Below are 16,872 nucleotides of genomic sequence, written 5' to 3'. Positions count from 1 at the left end.
CCGACAAGGATACCGGTAGTGACGGCGGTCGGCCGTCACTGACCTGCTGACGGCCAGCGGCCGTCACTATCGGTGGGCCGGTCAGGGACCGGACACATCCAGCTGGTCCAGCACGAACGCATACGATTCAGCCAGTTCCTTGTAGCGCTGGAATCGACCGGACTTGCCGCCGTGGCCGGCTTCCATGTTGGTGCGGAACACGATCGGGTAAGAACCGGTGTTGTCGTCGCGCAGCTTGGCCACCCACTTGGCCGGCTCCCAGTACTGCACCTGCGAATCCCACAGTCCCGTGCCTACGAACAATGCCGGGTACGCCTGCTTCACCACGTTGTCGTACGGCGAGTACTTCAGCATGTAGTCGTAGAACGGCTTCTTCTCCGGGTTACCCCACTCGTCGTACTCGTTGGTGGTGAGCGGAATGGTCGGGTCGAGCATGGTCGTCACCACATCGACGAACGGCACCTGCGCCACCATCACCCGATAGTCCTGCGGCGCCTGGTTGGCCACCGCGCCCATCAGCAGGCCACCGGCACTGCCACCGGACGCCGCCACGCGATCCTTGGCGGCCCAGCCCTGCTGTACCAGCCCACGGGTGACATCGATGAAGTCGTTGAAGGTGTTCTGCTTCTTCAGCAGCTTGCCGTCCTCATACCAGTCACGGCCCATTTCCTGGCCGCCACGGATGTGCGCGATGGCATACACCACGCCACGGTCCAGCAAACTGACGGCGGTCTGGTTGAAGTACGGGTCCATCGACATGCCATAGCTGCCGTAGGCGTACTGGAAAAGCGCCGCCGTGCCGTCTTTCTTGAAGCCCTTGCGGTACACCAGCGACACCGGCACCTTCACCCCGTCGCGGGCGGTGATCCACACGCGGTCGGTCTCATACTTCGACGCGTCGTAGCCGATCACCGGCTGCTGCTTGAGCTGGCGACGCTCGCCGGTCTGCGTGTTGATCTCGAACACCGTGGTCGGCGTGGTCATCGAGGTATACGCATAGCGCAGCCACGGCGTGTCGGCCTCGGTGTTGTCATCCAACCCCATGGAGTACGCCGGCTCATCGGCCTTTACGTAATCCGTGCGGCCATCCTTGAACAGCAGGCGGATGCGCTCCAGGCCCTCGGAACGCTCGGCGATGGCGCTGAAGCCATCGAACAGCTCGAAGCCTTCGATGTAGACCGCCGGGTCATGCGCGATCCAGTCCTTCCACTGCGCGCGCGAGGTCGCGTCGGTGGGCGCGGTGACCAGCTTGAAGTTCTTCGCCCCGTCATTGGTGCGGATCACCCAGCGGCCGTCGAAGTGGTCCGCATCGTATTCCACCTCGCGATGTCGCGGCGCGAGCACGGTGAACGTGGTCGGATCGCTGGCCGGCGCGTAGCGCTCTTCGGAAGTGACCGTGCTGTGCAGCCCGATGGTGATGAAGCGGTCGTCGCGGGTGCGACCGATGCCCATGTAGAAGCTGTCGTCCTTCTCTTCGTACAACACCACGTCGGCGCTGGCCGGCGTGCCCAGCACGTGCTTCTTCACCCGCACGGTGAGCAGCGTTTCCGGATCGTTCTCCACGTACAGCACCGTGCGGTTGTCATCGCCCCACACCACGTTGCCGGACGAACCGGTAATGACGTCGTCGAGCACCTTGCCGGTGCGCAGATCCTTGAAGCGGATGACGTACTGCCGACGGCCCACGTCATCGTCGGCCCAGGCCAGCAGATTGTTGTCCTGGCTGACTTCCATCGTGCCGACGCTGAAATAGCCCTTGCCGGCTGCCATCTGGTTCACGTCCAGCAGGACTTCCTCGGCGGCCTGCATGTCGCCCTTGCGCCGCGCATGGATCGGATAGTCCTGGCCGGTCTCGAAGCGACTGTAGTACCAATAGCCGCGCTCGCGGGCCGGTACGCTGGAATCATCCTGTTTGATGCGGGCGACGATTTCCTTGTACAGCGTGTCCTGCAGCGGCTTGAGCGGTGCCACGACCTGGTCGGTATAGGCATTCTCGGCCTGCAGATAGGCCAGCATCGCCTTGTCTTCGCGCTTGTCGTCGCGCATCCAGTAGTAGTCGTCGTTGCGGGTCGCACCGAACGGGGCCTTGACCACGTGCGGTCGCTTTTCGGCATCCGGCGGGACAGGCGGGGTGGCAGCGTTGGCGGTCGTGGTCATCAGGCTCGCAAGCAACAGGCAGAGAGTAGTCTTCAAGAGGTGTGGCTCCGTACGGAAGATGCAAGGGGGCCAGATCCGTCTCCCCCCGTTGCAGCGATATGACCGCAGATCGGCGCGCAGGACAAGCCTGCCGTTGGTCACCGGCGTACCATGCGGGGCATGAGCACCCTGCCCTCTGCCCCCGCTGCGGGTCCGGCTTACAGCCGGCGCAGTCATGAAATCGCGCCCTTCCACGTGATGTCCCTGCTGGCCCGTGCACAGGCGCTGGAACAGGCGGGCCACGATGTGATCCACCTGGAAATCGGCGAGCCGGACTTCACCACGGCCGCGCCGGTGGTGCAGGCAGGCCAGGCCGCGCTGGCCGCCGGCCATACCCGCTACACCGCAGCACGCGGCCTGCCGGCACTGCGCCACGCCATCGCAGGGCACTACCGCAGCCGGTACGCGCTGGACATCGACCCGGAACGGATCCTGATAACACCGGGTGGATCCGGCGCGCTGCTGCTGGCCAGCAGCCTGCTGGTGGATCCGGGCCGGCACTGGCTGCTGGCCGACCCGGGCTATCCCTGCAACCGCCATTTCCTGCGCTTGGTGGAAGGGGCCGCGCAGCTTGTGCCGGTCGGATCGGGCACGGCATACCAGCTCACACCGGACCTGGTGGCGCAGCACTGGACGACCGACAGCGTCGGCGCCCTGGTCGCTTCGCCCGCGAATCCGACGGGCACCGTGCTGTCGGCAGAGGAACTGGCGGCGTTGTCGCACGCACTGCACACACGTGGTGGCCACCTGGTGGTTGACGAGATCTACCACGGCCTGACGTACGGACTCGATGCGCCCAGCGTGTTGCAGGTTGATGACTCGGCCTTCGTGCTGAACAGTTTTTCCAAGTACTACGGCATGACCGGGTGGCGACTGGGCTGGCTGGTCGCCCCGCCGGCCGCCGTGCCGGAACTGGAGAAGCTGGCCCAGAATCTCTACATCAGCGCATCCAGCATCGCCCAGCACGCTGCGCTCGCCTGCTTCACCGATGAGGCGACGGCAATCTTCGAACAACGCCGCGAGGCATTCCGGGAGCGCCGCGACTTCCTGCTGCCTGCCCTGCGCTCGCTGGGGTTCCGCATCGACGTGGAGCCACAGGGGGCGTTCTATCTCTACGCCGACGTCAGCGCGTTCACCGACGACGCGCAGGCGTTCTGCGCGCACTTCCTGGAGACCGAGCACGTGGCGATTACCCCCGGCCTGGATTTCGGCTCGCATCGCGCCACGCAGCACGTACGCCTGGCCTATACCCAGGAAGTTCCCAGGCTGCAGGAAGCAGTGGAACGGATCGCACGCGGGCTGAAGACATTCACGGGCTGACACATGCCCGATACACGTAAACCGGTAGCGCCGACCCACGGTCGGCGAGCGCAGCGGCCGCTTGATCTCCAGCAGCATCCGCCGAGCACGGCTCGGCGCTACCGTCGCGTGTAGCGCACGAAACGAAACGCATACGGGTGGCGCGCATCCGCTGCGTGCAATTCACTTTCTGCTTCCTGCCATACCGCCGGATCAACCTCCGGAAAATGCGTATCCGCAGGCACCCCGGCTTCTACCCAGGTCAGGTACAGCGTGTCGGCCTGACCGATCAGCAGCCGGTAAATCTCACCGCCGCCAATCACACACAGTTCGGCAGCCGCTTCGTCACCGGCCACGGCCAACGCCTCATCCAGCGATGCGACCGCGCGCATGCCCTCGAACGGGACCTCGCCACGACGCGTGAGCACCAGATTGGTCCGTCCGGGCAGTGCACGGCCAAGCGATTCGGCAGTCTTGCGCCCCATCAGCACCGGCTTGCCCACGGTCAGCGCCTTGAAGTGCTTCAGGTCGTCCGGCAGGTGCCACGGCAGCGCATTGCCCTGCCCGATTCCGCGATTGCGGTCCAACGCAGCAATCAGCGAAAGCCGTATCGCCGTCATACCGCGACCGGCGCCTTGATCGCCGGGTGCGGATCGTACCCGGCGATGCGGATGTCATCGAAGCGGAAGCCGAACAGGTCGGTCACCTCGGGATTGAGCCACAGCGTGGGCAGCGGACGGGGCGCGCGGGCAAGCTGCTCGCGGGCCTGATCGTAGTGATTGGAGTACAGATGCGCATCGCCCAGCGTGTGCACGAAGTCGCCCACCCCCAGGCCGGTGGCCTGCGCCACCATATGGGTCAGCAGCGCATAGCTGGCGATATTGAAGGGCACGCCAAGGAAGATGTCACCGCTGCGCTGGTACAGCTGGCAGCTGAGCTTCCCGTCCACAACGTAGAACTGGAACAGGTTGTGGCACGGCATCAGCGCCATCTGCGAGAGCTCGCCGACATTCCATGCGCTCACCACCAACCGCCGTGAATCCGGGTTGCGCTTGATCTCGTCCACCAGCCACTGCATCTGGTCGATGCTGCTGCCATCGGCCGTCGCCCAACTGCGCCACTGCTTGCCGTAGATCGGCCCGAGGTCGCCGTTCTCGTCGGCCCACTCGTCCCAGATCCGTACCTGGTTGTCTTTCAGGTAGCCGATATTGGTGTCGCCCTGCAGGAACCACAGCAGCTCATGGATGATCGAACGCAGGTGCAGTTTCTTGGTGGTGACCAGCGGGAACCCCTGGCTCAGATCAAAGCGCATCTGCCAGCCGAAGACGCTGCGCGTACCGGTACCGGTGCGGTCACTCTTTTCGGTACCGTGCTCCAGCACATGCGACAACAGCTCCAGGTAGGCTTTCATGCCTTGGCCCCGGCAGAGACAGCAGGCAGCACCGGCTGCAGCACCGGCGCACGCCGCGACAACCACAGCAGCACCAGGCCCAGCGCTACCAGGGGCAGGCTGAGGATCTGCCCGCGGGTAAGCCAGTCAAAGGCCACGTAGACGCCGTTGTCAGGCATGCGGACGAACTCCACGGCGAAGCGGAACAGGCCGTACATCAGCGCGAACAGTCCGGAAATCAGATAGCGGTGGCGCGGCTTGGCCGACACCATCCACAGCACGACGAACATCACCAGTCCTTCCAGGAAGGCTTCGTACAGCTGCGAGGGATGGCGTGCGTACTGGTTCAACGCACCGGCGGCGAACTCTGCCTTCAGCGCGGCCGTGTCCAGCTGTGCCAGCGGTGCGGGCAGGCCGGTCGGGAAGACCACGCCCCAGCTGCCATCGGTGAACTTGCCCCACAGCTCATCGCCGATGAAGTTGCCGATGCGACCGAATCCGAGACCCAGCGGGACAAGCGGCGCGACGAAATCCATGGTGTCGAAGAAGTGCAGGCGGTGCCGGCGCGACCACCACCAGCTGGCGCCCAGCACGCCCAGCAGGCCCCCGTGGAAGCTCATGCCGCCATCCCATACCTTGAGCAGCAGCAGGGGATTGGCCAGGAAGTCACTCAGCGCATAGAACAGCATGTAGCCCACGCGCCCGCCCACCACTACGCCGAGCATCCCGTAGAACAGCAGGTCGGAGAAACCATCGGTGTTGACCCCCGGCAGGCGGCCGGCGGCGATGCGGCGCTTGCCCAGCCACCAGGCCGACGCGAAGCCAAGCAGGTACATGATGCCGTACCAGTGCACCTGGATCGGCCCCAGCGAGATGGCGATGGGGTCGATGTCGTGGAAATAGATCATGGGCAGCGCCTTGCAGAGATCGGGGTATTTTAGCGCCTGTGCTCAGCCAAGAATCTGCGGCGTGTCGGGCAGCGCATCTTCGTGTGACCGCGTGGACGGCGGAAAGTGCCCGGCCAGCAGGGCCGATACCTCGTTGATGGCCAGCACCAGCGCGGCTTCCGGATCACCGCCCTGCAGCCCCGCACGCAGGTGAGCGCAGATCGCCTGCCACTGCGTCTCGGCCACGCGCCCCTGCAGGCCACGGTCGGCGACGATCTCGATGGCGTGGTCGGCGAGCAGCAGGTAGATCAGCACGCCGTTGTTGGCGGCGGTATCCCAGGTACGCAGGTGCGAGAACGCACACTCGGCCGCCTGCCGTGGCGTCACGTGGCGCCACAGCGCGGCGAGGGGCAGATCCGCCTCCACGGCGAACATCACCTGACCGCCATGGCGCCGCTCGCCTGCTGCGATCGCGTCAGTGATCGCCTGCAACGTCGCGGCAGGAAAGGTGCGTCGCACCGAGGGAGACGCCACATGGCGCAAGGCACGCGCGATCATCACCATCCTCCCGAAGCGCCGCCGCCGCCAGAGCGGCCACCACCGCCACCCCAGCCACCACCACCGCCGAACCCGCCGCCGCCCCAACTGCCGCCGCCCCAACCCCCCCCGCCAGCGAAGCGCCCGGGGTGGCCGGAGGTGACGGCCATCAGCAGGCCGACCAGACCGGCGATGCCACTGGCCAGCAGCAATGAGGTGAACAGGAACGCGGCCAACGCCGCGCCGCCTCCGGCAATCAGCCCGCGCACGGGGCGCGGCAGCCGACCCAGCACGGCGCGCAGGAACGAGCCGACGAAGAAACCAATCACCACCGCGACGATCCAGCCATCGCCCCCGTTCCCACTCTGCTGCGCACGATGGCCACTGACGGGTGCCGGAAGCGGTTCTCCTTCAATGAGCCGCGCCAGCACTCCGGAAGCCTCGGTGATGCCACCTGCGTAATCCCCCGCGCGGAACGCAGGCACCAGATATTCCTGGATCACCCGGTTGGCGACGGCATCGGGAATCGCGCCCTCGAGCCCGTAACCTGGCTCGATACGCACGCGCTTGTCATCCTTTGCCACGACCAGCAGCACCCCATCGTCCACGCCCTTGCGACCTACCTGCCATTGGTCGAATACCCGGGTGGTGTACTGGGCGATGTCTTCCGGCTGCGTGGTCGGCACGATCAGCACCTGCAACTGGCTGCCCTTGCGCTGCTGCAGCGCCGTGGCCTGCTGCACCAGTTGCTGGGTGCGGACCGCATCCAGTGTGCCGGTGGTATCGACCACCGGCGAGTCCAGCGCGGGAATCGGCGCCAGCGCCTGAGCGTGCACGCTGCCCAGCGGCAGCCAGCACAGCAGCACCAGCAGCAGGGTGGTCAGGCGCATCGATCAGCTGCCCGGCTGCGGAGCGGGCTGTGCTGCCGGCTGGCGATTACCGAACTTCACTTCCGGCGCGTTGGAAATCTGCGCTTCGTTCTCCACGGTGAAGTTGGGCTTGGTCTTGTAGCCGAAGATCTTCGCCGTGATCACCTGCGGGAACGAACGGATATAGGTGTTGTAGTCCTGTACCTGCTGGATGTAGCGGCCGCGCGCGACGGTGATCCGGTTCTCGGTGCCTTCCAGCTGCGCCTGCAGGTCGCGGAAGTTCGCATCGGACTTCAGCACGGGATAGTTTTCCGTCACCACCAGCAGTCGGGACAACGCGCTGCCGAGCTCGCCCTGCGCCTGCTGGAACTGGCGCAACGAGGCCTCGTCATCGGCGTTCACGTTGACCTGGCCCACCCGCGCGCGGGCATTGGTGACCTCGGTGAGCACCGTGCGTTCCTGGTCGGCGAAGCCTTGGACCGTGTTGACCAGATTGGGCACCAGGTCGGCGCGACGCTTGTACTGGTTGAGCACTTCGGACCAGCTGGCCTTCACCGACTCATCCTTCTGCTGGATGTTGTTGTAGCCACAGCCGGACAACAGGGCGGTCAGCAGGAGCAGCGGGATGAGGCGGGTCAACAGGCGCATGGCCGGGCTCCACGGAGGTTGCGGGAAGCGGGAGCATGCCACGACGGAAGTTAATGCCGTGCTGCGATGGTCGAACGGGTGAGACCCCCTCGCGGAGGGCTGCTGCAAGGCTGCTGCGGCTGGGCCGGGCGGTGGGACTGGTCGGGGGACGGCAAAAGCTGCTCCTGCGTGCCTCGCTTCGCGCCATCCATGGCGCTCAACGCCCCCGCCCAGCCCCACCGCCCGGCCCCCTGACAGGTTCCGTGGCCGCCCGCCGCGTATGAAAAAAGAGAAAAGCGGTAGCGCCGACCCATGGTCGGCGAGCGCAGCGGGCCGTTGGCGGAGACATTCCGCCGAGCACGGCTCGGCGCTACCGCAGACCCCATCGACCCATCTGGAGGAGGGAGCCCCTGAGTCAGGGGCGGACGCGAAGCGGCGGGGTGTGGGTGTTGGTGAGAAGGGGCCCACGGTTTGCGAAGCAAAGCGTGGGAGCGACAGCGCGAATGCGATGGCGTTGACCCGTCCCCCGCCAACCCACCCCGCCTCGCCTCGCCAACCCGCGGCTCCGCGGCTGTTGCCGTTGCCGTTGCCGTGAAGCGCATCCCAAGCCGCAGGCCCTTTACCAGTTACCGGCACCCGGCACGTTGTGTTGCACCGCGCGGCGGCGCATCAGCAGGTTCAGCCACTCCACCAGCACCGAGAACCCCATCGCCGCGTAGATGTACGGCTTGGGCACGTGCACATCCATGCCATCCAGGATCAACACCGCACCGATCAGCAGGATGAAGGCCAACGCCAGCATCTTCACCGTCGGGTTGGCATCGATGAAACGACCCAGCGGGTTGGCGGCCAGCAACATGACGGCCACCGACAGCAGGATCGCCGCCACCATCACCGGCACATGGTCGGCAATGCCGACGGCGGTGATGACCGAATCCAGCGAGAACACGATATCGATGATCGCGATCTGCAGGATCACCATGCCGAACACGGCCGAGGCCTTGGTCGTGGTGGGATCTTCGTCTTCCCCGCCGGTGATCAGCTCGCGGATCTCCATGCCGCCCTTGATGATCAGGAACAGGCCACCCAGGATCAGCACGAGATCGCGGATGGAGATGCCCATGCCGGCCACCGTGAACAGGTTGGCCTCCATGTGCGCCAGATACGCCAGGGACACCAGGAGCAGGATGCGGGTGATGCAGGCCACCGCGATGCCGAGCTTGCGCGCGAAGGGACGGCGTTCTTCCGGCAGCTTGCTGACGGCAATCGAGATGAACACCAGGTTGTCGATACCCAGCACGATTTCCAGCGCACTCAAGGTGAGCAGGGTCAACCAGACGTTCGGATCGGAGAGCAGTTCAAGATACATGGGGGGAGTCTTCGAGAAGGCAGGAAAGGGTCAGAACAGCCGGGGAACCAGGATCATCCCCCAGCACAGCAGTACATTCACCAGCAGCACGAACACCGCCGCCGAGCCCATGTCCTTGGCACGACCGGCCAGTTCGTGGATCTCGGGACCATAGCGTTCGATCACCGCTTCAATGGCGGAGTTCAGCAGCTCCATGGCCAGCACCAGCAGCAGCGAGCCGATCATCAGCACGCGCTCGACCGGGCTGTCGCCCAGCCACAGGGCCAGGGGGGTCAGCACCAACAGCAGGCATGCCTCCAGCCGGAACGAGGACTCGTGCAGCCAGGCGGCGCGTAGCCCCTGCCACGACCAGCGTGCCGCCTGCAGCATGCGCCGCGGCCCGCGCGGCATGTGTCCGAACTGGTCAGCCATGCAACGCACCCCGTGCAGATGCACAGGCAATCAGGTCGCAACGCGGCAACCGCAGGGGCAGGAAGCGGACGATCATGGAAAACCAAGGTAGGCAGCAGGGCGCTATTTTGCCATAAGGCCGCGTGGGGCACGGGCGCGGCGGAGCGTGCGCGACGGCGGTCCCGTTATCATGCAAGGCTGCAACCCGCTGGAGCCCCTGATGAAAACCCGTCGCCGCCCACTGCTGCTTGCCCTGGCCCTCGGCCTGTCCGCCACCGGCCTGGCCCATGCCTTGTCTCCCCCTGCTCCGCCGCAGGTGCCTGAGCAGGTGTCCAACGTGGCCTGGGCCACCGACATGACCGAGTTCAGCAAGAACGACGCCACGTCGCCGCCACCGCGCGGCGGCATCGAGTTCATCGGCAGCTCGTCGATCCGCATGTGGGAATCGCTGGCCGCGGACTTTCCCGGTAAACCGGTGTTCAATCGCGGCTTCGGCGGGTCCGAAGTGCGGGACAGCACCTGGTACGCCTATCGCATTGTCATCCCGTATGCGCCGTGCAAAGTGTTCCTGTATGCCGGCGACAATGATCTGAACAGTGGCCGCACCCCCGTGCAGGTGCGCGATGACGTGGTGGCCTTTGTGCAGCGTGTGCACGAGGTCCTGCCGAAGACCACGGTGGAGTACCTGTCGATCAAGCCCAGTCCGTCACGCGCGCACCTGCTGCCGGGCATCAACCAGGCCAACACACTGATCCGCGAGGCACTGTCTGCACTGCCCAACACGGGCTACACGGACATCTACACGCCCATGCTGGGCGCTGATGGAAAGCCGGATCCGTCGCTGTTCCGTGAGGACATGTTGCACATGACGCCGGCTGGCTACGCGATCTGGACGAAGGCGATCGCACCGAAGGTACAGTGCGATGGCGTGTCCGGTTGATCCGGTAGCGCCGAGCCGTGCTCGACGGAATCCGGCAGGCCGCGGCACACCCAACCCCGCCGCGCTGCGCGCTCGCCGAGCGTGGCTCGGCGCTACCGTGATCGTGCGCTGACAGTTCGAGGGGCACGCGAAGACCGGTAGCGCCGAGCCGTGCTCGGCGGAATCCGGCAGGGCGCGGCACACCCAACGCCCGCGGCCGACTCAGCGGAAAATGATGGTGCCTTCGGTGCCCTTGCCGGGCTCGCTGGTCAGTATCACTTTCCAGCCGAAGCGGTCGCACAGGCGGCGGACGATCGACAGGCCCAGGCCGGTACCTTGCGGGCGATCAGGCTCGGCGCGATAGAACGGCTCGAAGGCCTTCGCCAGCGCTTCGGGTGACATGCCGATGCCCGTGTCGCGTACCCGCACGCGGTCCTGTTCGACAAACACGTCCACGCGGCCTTCGTCGGTGTAGTTGCAGGCGTTGCGCACCAGGTTGCTGATCACCACCTGCAGCACGCGCGGTGGACCATGCAGCTCGACCACGCCGGGCGTATGCAACTCCACATGCACCGGCCGATCAACCATCAGCTCGGTGGCCGTATCCACTTCATGGCGCACGACCTCGCTGACGTCGAACATCTCCAACTGCGGATCGACGTCAGCTTCGCGCGCCAGGATGAGGAAGGCATCGATCACCGCCTCCATTTCGCGTCCAGCGCGCTGGATCCGCTGCAGGCTGCGCAGTTGGCGCGGCGAGGCGGTTTCATCGGCGAGTGCCATGTCGCTGGCGACCCGGATGACGGTCAGCGGCGTTCGCAGTTCGTGGCTGGCATCGCGGGTGAAGTTGCGCTCGCGCGCCACATTTTCGGTCACCCTGCTGGCCAACGAATGAAGTGCAGCCGCCAGCTGGCGGGTCTCGCCCTGCATGTCGGCGGGCAGTTTCTGCGGATCCAGATCGCTGGCCTGGGGCTTGCCCGGATCCCAACGCGATACACGACGGGCCAGCCAGTTCACCGGCGACACCAGACGCTTGGAGGCCCGGTAGGTCACCCAGCTGGCGCCGTACACGGCGAGCAGGGTCAACAGAACCGGCACGATGCCGAACCAGAATGCCAACAACTCCGCGCGGGAGCGCAGGAACACCAGATACAGCCGCCCCTGCGGCTGCACATCCACCCAGACCAGCTGATCATCCCGGCGCAGCTCATGGAAGCCGGCCGGCAGGTCACGCAGGTTCGCTGGCAGGTTCAGGCTGGAACGCCCGGTTTCCACCAGATAGCCACGGATGTTCTGGGTATTGGGAGGTGGCTGCGACGGCGATGCGTCGTGCAGCGTCCAGTAATAGGCGGCCTCCTCGCGCAACGCCGCACTGACCAGACTGTGCTTGATCACCAGCGAGACCAGCCAGGCACCGAGCAGGATGCCAAGGCTGGCCAGCACGGCCTGCAGGATGAAGGCGATACGTATCTTGCGCGGCAGGCCGTGCGGCATCGGACGGGATCACTACAGAAGATGGCCGCGCCGAGTATAGGCAGCGGGTACGTCAGCCCCCTGTGCAGGCGTGGATGGCCTGCACAGGGGGCATGACTGCGACTTCAGCCCATCGGCTGGGCGATGTCCGCGATGCGGTAACCGGCGCTCTGCACGGTGTGCAGCAGCGGGCGATCGAAGGGCTTGTCGATGATCTTGCGCAGGTTGTACAGATGGCTGCGCAGGGTGTCCGAATCCGGCAACCCATTGCCCCAGATCTCGCGCTCGATTTCCTGACGTGTCACCACGCGCGGCGATTCGCGCATCAGGATGGTCAGCAGACGCAGGCCGATCGGCGAAAGCTGCAGCTCAGTGCCAGCACGCGTCGCACGCATGCTCACCGGATCCAGCACCAGATCCGCGACCTTCAGCACTTCCGAACCCACCTGACGACGCTCGCGACGGATCAGCGCACGCAGACGCGCCTCCAGCTCCTGGATGGCGAACGGCTTGGTCAAGTAGTCATCCGCACCGAAACCCAAGCCAGTGAGCTTGTCATCCAGCGTGTCGCGCGCGGTCAGCATCAACACCGGCGTCGACTTGCGGGCGTCGTTGCGCAGGCGGCGGCAGACTTCGATGCCATCCAGGCGCGGCAGCATCAGGTCCAGCACGACGACGTCGTAACTGTTCTCAGCCGCCAGACGATAACCGTCCAAGCCGTCCTGGGCATAGTCGACCTCGAAACCGCGGCCTTCCAGATACTCACCGATCATCTCGGAGATATTACGGTTGTCCTCCACGACCAGAACAAGGCCGGAGGTTTCCTTCGTCTGACGCATGGTCTTCCCTCTAACTTCAGCTTTGTGAAACATGCCGGATCGAGGGTGCACGGGATGTGAAGTGCCTGCACGGTGCAGGCGACCTGTTTCAGAGCAGCGGCTGCAACAGCGGCCAGACGTTGGCCAGCACCTTGGGTTGCGCCTGCGCGGTGGGATGCAGGCCGTCAGATTGCATCATTCCGGGCTGCAGGGCCACGCCTTCCAACAGGAACGGGAGCAGCGGCACCTTGTACTGGTCGGCCAGCGCGCGATACACCGCGGCCAAGCGCTGGCGGTAGGCCGGCCCATAGTTGGGCGGCACGTCGATGCCCAGCATCAGCACCTTGGCCCCGCTTTTCTGGCTGGCCTGGATCATCTTCTCCAGGTTGCCGCGTATCTGGGCCGGGGTCAGGCCACGCAGGGCATCGTTGCCGCCCAGGGCAAGCACCACCACCCCGGGTTTCTCGCGCGCCAGCAATCCCGGCAGCCGGGTTGCCGCGCCGGCGGTGGTTTCACCGCTCATGCTGGCATTGACCACGCGCGCTGTCGGACCCGAACGGGTGCTGAGCCGCTTGCCCAGCAGGTCCACCCAGCCGCTGCCGGCCGGGATATTGTGGGCAGCGCTGAGGCTGTCGCCGAGCACCAGCACCGGCCCGGCTTGACCTTTGGCACACGCCAGCACCGGCAACAGCAGCAACCATGCCAGCAGCATCCCCATCCGGCCCCACGGCCGGTTCTGTCCTGTAATGCGCATTGGAGTCTCCTTATCGACAGCCTGTCCCCCCGCAGCGCGCCCGTCGCCATCGCCGTCGACCAGGTCGGCAAATCCGTGCATGGCCCGGAGGGTGAAGTCCACATACTGGACAACATCAGCATGACCGTACATGAAGGGACCTCGGTTGCCATCGTCGGCGCGTCCGGTTCCGGCAAGACCACCCTGCTCGGGCTGCTGGCCGGGCTGGACCTGCCCAGCCGCGGCCGCATCACGCTGGCCGGCAGCGAGCTCGGCACGCTGGACGAGGAAGCGCGGGCGCAACTGCGCGCGCGTGAAGTCGGCTTCGTGTTCCAGAGCTTCCACCTGCTGCCTGCCCTCACCGCTGCCGAGAACATCGCGCTGCCGCTGGAGCTTGCTGGCCGCGAAGACCGCAAGCGGGTGGACGAGGTGCTGGCGGCAGTGGGCCTTTCGCACCGTGCACGACATTATCCGCGCCAGCTGTCCGGCGGGGAACAGCAGCGCGTCGCGCTGGCGCGTGCCTTCGTGGCCCGCCCGCGCATCCTGTTCGCCGACGAGCCCACCGGCTCGCTGGACCAGTCCACCGGCCAGCAGATCAGCGACCTGCTGTTCGCGCTGAATGCCGACACTGCCACCACGCTGGTGCTGGTCACCCATGACCTGCGGCTGGCACAACGCTGCCAGTACATCCACCGCATCGACAATGGACGCCTGCAGCAGGTGCACCACGAGGCCGTCGCATGAACCTGCTGCGCCACGCCCTGCGTTCGCTGCGACGGGAAGCGCTGGCCGGCGACCTGCTGACGGTGTTTGCCGCGCTGGTGCTCGGCGTGGCGGTGATGACCGCGGTGGGCACGTTGGTGGACCGGGTCAACCTGGCGCTTGCCAACAGCACGGCTGAAATGATCGGTGGCGACCTGGGCGTCAGTGGACGCGCCGAGCCACCTGCGGAATTCGCCGCCGAGGCCACGCAGCGCGGTCTGCGCAGTACCCGCATCGCCGCGTTCGGCAGCGTGTTGTTCCATGGCGAGGCCAGCCAGATGGCCACCATCAAGGCCGTGGAAGCAGGCTATCCGCTACGCGGCCAGCTGCGCGTACGCACGGGCAGCGATGCGCGGCTGGACGATGCCGCCGCCGCGCCTGCACCGGGCCAGGCCTGGGCCGACCCGCGCCTGCTGCAGGCCCTGGACCTGCGCATCGGCGATGACCTGGAGTTCGGCGCGGGCACCCTGCGCATTGCAGGCAGCATCGAAGCCGAGCCGGACACCTCAAGCGAGCTGCTGACCCTGTCACCGACATTGCTGGTCAACCGTGCAGACGTGGAAGGCACCGGCCTGCTCGATCCAGGCAGCCGCATCAGTTATCGCACCATGTTCGCCGGCGAACCGGAGGCCATCGCCAGCTTCCGCGCGTGGCTGCAACCGCGCGTGCAAGGACTGCGGCTGGTCGGGCTCGGCGATACCCAGCGCGGCGTGCGCGAGTCATTCCAGCTGGCCGGACGCTTCCTCGGCCTGAGCGCGCTGCTGGCCGTACTGCTGTCCGGCGTAGCTACCGCGCTGGCGGCGAACCGGTTCGCCCTGCAGCGCATCGATCAAGTGGCCGTGCTGCGCTGTCTGGGCGCCCGCCAGCGTGACATCCTGGCCGGCCTGGCCCTGCAGTTGCTGCTGATGGCCATCCCTGCCTGCCTGGTCGGCGTGCTGATCGGCATGGCCGCGCAGGAAGGGCTGGTGCAGATTCTCGGCGGACTGGTCCCGCAGCGATTGCCGTTGCCGCAGGCGATGCCGGCCCTGACGGGCGCAGGTATCGGCCTGCTGCTGCTGATGGGCTTCGGCCTGCCGCCCCTGCTGCGCCTGCGCAACGTCGCGCCGATGCGCGTGCTCAACCGCAGCTTCGCCACCCTGCCGCCCACCTCGGTGCTGGTGTACGCCGGCGCGTTGCTGGCCAGCCTGGCGCTGACCGTGCAGGTCACCGGCGACCTGAAACTTGCCCTCTGGGTACTGGGCGGGCTGGCCGCGCTGGCACTGCTGGCCGGGATCGGTGGCTTCGCGCTGCTGACGCTGGTGCGCGGGGTGCAGCACCGGCTGCATGGCAACTGGCGGCTGGGCCTGGCCGCGCTGACCCGCCGCCGAGGCCTGGCGGTGATGCAACTGGTGGGTCTATCCCTGTCGCTGTGCTCGCTGCTGATGCTGGCCGTCGTGGGTCCGGGCCTGCTGCAGCAGTGGCGTGACCGCCTGCCGGCCGATACTCCGAACTATTTCCTGATGAACATCCAGCCGGACCAGCGCCAACGTGTGCTGGACGCATTGCAGGCGCAGGGTGCCGTGGATGCGAGCGTGGAACCGTTCGCGACCGGTCGCCTGCTGGCGTTGAATGGTGAAGCCCCGCGCCGACGTGGTGATGATCAGCAAGCCGAGCAGGATAATGGCCCGCAGCAGCCTGCCGGGGCCGACAACGATCGCGACCGGCCACTGAACTTCAGCTGGCGCACGACCTTCCCGCCTGCGAACCAGCTGCTGCAGGGTCGGTTCTGGGCAGCCGACAGCACCGCGGCGGAGGCCTCCGTGGAAGAAGGCTGGGCCACGCGCTACGGCGCCAAGCTGGGAGACCGCATCACCCTTCAAGTGGGCGAGCAGCAGCGCGACTACACCGTCACCAGCATCCGCAAGGCCGAATGGAATAGCTTCCGGGTGAACTTCTTCCTGCTGGTGAATGCCAATGCGGTGGGCGATGCGCCCTACAACCTGATCTCGGCCTTCCACCTGCCGCGCGCGAAAGCCGCCGGCCTGGGCAAGCTGGTGCGCGAGCAGCCCAACCTGTCGCTGCTGGATATCGATGGCCTGATCAGCGAGGTGCGGCAGGTGATGGACCGCGTTGCGCAGGCGATCCAGGTGGTCATGGGGTTCAGCCTGTTGGCCGGCGTGCTGGTGCTGCTTGCTGCATTGCAATCCACCGCCGGTGAGCGTCGCTATGACAGTGCGGTGCTGCGCACGCTGGGTGCCACGCGCCGGCAACTGCGTGGCGCAGTGCTGGTGGAGTTTGGTGCGCTGGGCCTGCTTGCGGCGATCCTCGCCGTGGGTGCGGCCGCGATCATCGGCGTGGTGGTGTCGCGGCAGGTGTTCGAACTGGCCTTGTCGCCGCCGTGGACCGGGCTGTTGCTGGGTGGCGCAGGCGGGGTGGCGCTCAGCGTGGTCGCCGGCTGGTGGGGCACGCGGCGCATCCTGCATACCCCGCCAGCCTTGGCGCTGCGCGAGGTATAGGGGAACGGGTCGCCACCCGCCTGACCCTCTGACCGGCTCCGGAAGCTGAAAAACGGTAGCGCCGAGCCATGCTCGGCGGAACGTGTCCGAACCCATCGGCAACGTGCC

16 protein-coding genes are annotated in these 16,872 nt (G+C 66.3%); 4 read left to right on the top strand and 12 right to left on the bottom strand.

Going from position 1 to position 16,872, the window contains the following annotated elements:
* Window positions 1–81: 81 nt before the first annotated feature.
* A complete protein-coding gene (locus ABRP17_RS11615) occupies window positions 82–2,193 on the bottom strand; it encodes a S9 family peptidase (RefSeq protein ID WP_349985555.1) in 2,112 nt (703 codons plus the stop codon).
* A gap of 123 nt (window positions 2,194–2,316) precedes the next feature.
* Between ABRP17_RS11615 and ABRP17_RS11610 the strand changes: the two genes are divergently transcribed.
* A complete protein-coding gene (locus tag ABRP17_RS11610) occupies window positions 2,317–3,516 on the top strand; it encodes a pyridoxal phosphate-dependent aminotransferase (protein ID WP_372486754.1) in 1,200 nt (399 codons plus the stop codon).
* Between the two features lie 98 nt (window positions 3,517–3,614).
* On the opposite strand, the gene ABRP17_RS11605 is transcribed toward ABRP17_RS11610, so the two are convergent.
* The 8 genes from ABRP17_RS11605 to ABRP17_RS11570 form a co-directional block, all read right to left on the bottom strand.
* A complete protein-coding gene (locus ABRP17_RS11605) occupies window positions 3,615–4,106 on the bottom strand; it encodes a dihydrofolate reductase (RefSeq protein ID WP_349985562.1) in 492 nt (163 codons plus the stop codon).
* Between the two features lie 5 nt (window positions 4,107–4,111).
* Entirely contained in the window at window positions 4,112–4,906 is a 795-nt protein-coding gene (locus ABRP17_RS11600) for a thymidylate synthase (protein ID WP_349985557.1), read from the bottom strand.
* A complete protein-coding gene (lgt, locus tag ABRP17_RS11595; RefSeq protein WP_188326114.1) occupies window positions 4,903–5,793 on the bottom strand; it encodes a prolipoprotein diacylglyceryl transferase in 891 nt (296 codons plus the stop codon). Before lgt ends, ABRP17_RS11600 begins: the two co-directional genes overlap by 4 nt.
* A gap of 42 nt (window positions 5,794–5,835) precedes the next feature.
* Complete coding sequence (locus ABRP17_RS11590) at window positions 5,836–6,330, bottom strand: TPM domain-containing protein (protein ID WP_349985558.1); 495 nt, start codon at window positions 6,328–6,330, stop codon at window positions 5,836–5,838.
* Window positions 6,330–7,199: a TPM domain-containing protein gene (locus ABRP17_RS11585; protein ID WP_349985559.1), complete on the bottom strand. Its 870-nt coding sequence runs from the start codon at window positions 7,197–7,199 to the stop codon at window positions 6,330–6,332. Before ABRP17_RS11585 ends, ABRP17_RS11590 begins: the two co-directional genes overlap by 1 nt.
* A gap of 3 nt (window positions 7,200–7,202) precedes the next feature.
* Window positions 7,203–7,826 carry a LemA family protein gene (locus ABRP17_RS11580; protein ID WP_349985560.1) on the bottom strand — a complete coding sequence of 208 codons (624 nt, stop codon included), beginning with the start codon at window positions 7,824–7,826 and terminating at the stop codon, window positions 7,203–7,205.
* 598 nt (window positions 7,827–8,424) lie between these two features.
* Entirely contained in the window at window positions 8,425–9,174 is a 750-nt protein-coding gene (locus ABRP17_RS11575; protein ID WP_192081213.1) for a TerC family protein, read from the bottom strand.
* Window positions 9,175–9,204: 30 nt separating this feature from the next.
* Entirely contained in the window at window positions 9,205–9,585 is a 381-nt protein-coding gene (locus ABRP17_RS11570) for a diacylglycerol kinase (RefSeq protein ID WP_349985073.1), read from the bottom strand.
* A 199-nt stretch (window positions 9,586–9,784) separates the two neighbouring features.
* On the opposite strand from ABRP17_RS11570, the gene ABRP17_RS11565 reads away from it, so the two are divergent.
* Window positions 9,785–10,504 (top strand): SGNH/GDSL hydrolase family protein, encoded by a 720-nt coding sequence (locus ABRP17_RS11565; protein WP_349985072.1) that lies wholly within the window; start codon window positions 9,785–9,787, stop codon window positions 10,502–10,504.
* A 201-nt stretch (window positions 10,505–10,705) separates the two neighbouring features.
* On the opposite strand, the gene ABRP17_RS11560 is transcribed toward ABRP17_RS11565, so the two are convergent.
* The 3 genes from ABRP17_RS11560 to ABRP17_RS11550 all read right to left on the bottom strand — a co-directional run bounded on the left by ABRP17_RS11560 (window position 10,706) and on the right by ABRP17_RS11550 (window position 13,528).
* Window positions 10,706–11,977: a HAMP domain-containing sensor histidine kinase gene (locus tag ABRP17_RS11560; RefSeq protein ID WP_188326107.1), complete on the bottom strand. Its 1,272-nt coding sequence runs from the start codon at window positions 11,975–11,977 to the stop codon at window positions 10,706–10,708.
* A gap of 104 nt (window positions 11,978–12,081) precedes the next feature.
* Complete coding sequence (locus ABRP17_RS11555) at window positions 12,082–12,795, bottom strand: response regulator transcription factor (RefSeq protein WP_042613699.1); 714 nt, start codon at window positions 12,793–12,795, stop codon at window positions 12,082–12,084.
* Between the two features lie 88 nt (window positions 12,796–12,883).
* Window positions 12,884–13,528 (bottom strand): arylesterase, encoded by a 645-nt coding sequence (locus tag ABRP17_RS11550; protein WP_192081211.1) that lies wholly within the window; start codon window positions 13,526–13,528, stop codon window positions 12,884–12,886.
* A gap of 75 nt (window positions 13,529–13,603) precedes the next feature.
* Here ABRP17_RS11550 and ABRP17_RS11545 point away from each other — a divergent pair, with 75 nt between their 5' ends.
* Window positions 13,604–14,251, top strand: a complete 648-nt coding sequence (locus tag ABRP17_RS11545; RefSeq protein ID WP_188326105.1) for an ABC transporter ATP-binding protein — start codon at window positions 13,604–13,606, stop codon at window positions 14,249–14,251.
* On the top strand, window positions 14,248–16,764 hold the full coding sequence (locus ABRP17_RS11540) for an ABC transporter permease (protein WP_188326104.1): 2,517 nt from the start codon (window positions 14,248–14,250) through the stop codon (window positions 16,762–16,764). The genes ABRP17_RS11545 and ABRP17_RS11540 overlap by 4 nt, the downstream gene beginning before the upstream one ends.
* Window positions 16,765–16,872: the final 108 nt, after the last annotated feature.

The sequence above is a fragment of the Stenotrophomonas sp. WHRI 8082 genome, assembly GCF_040223995.2.
GTDB lineage: Bacteria > Pseudomonadota > Gammaproteobacteria > Xanthomonadales > Xanthomonadaceae > Stenotrophomonas.
This window is presented reverse-complemented; position numbering and strand designations above follow the sequence as displayed.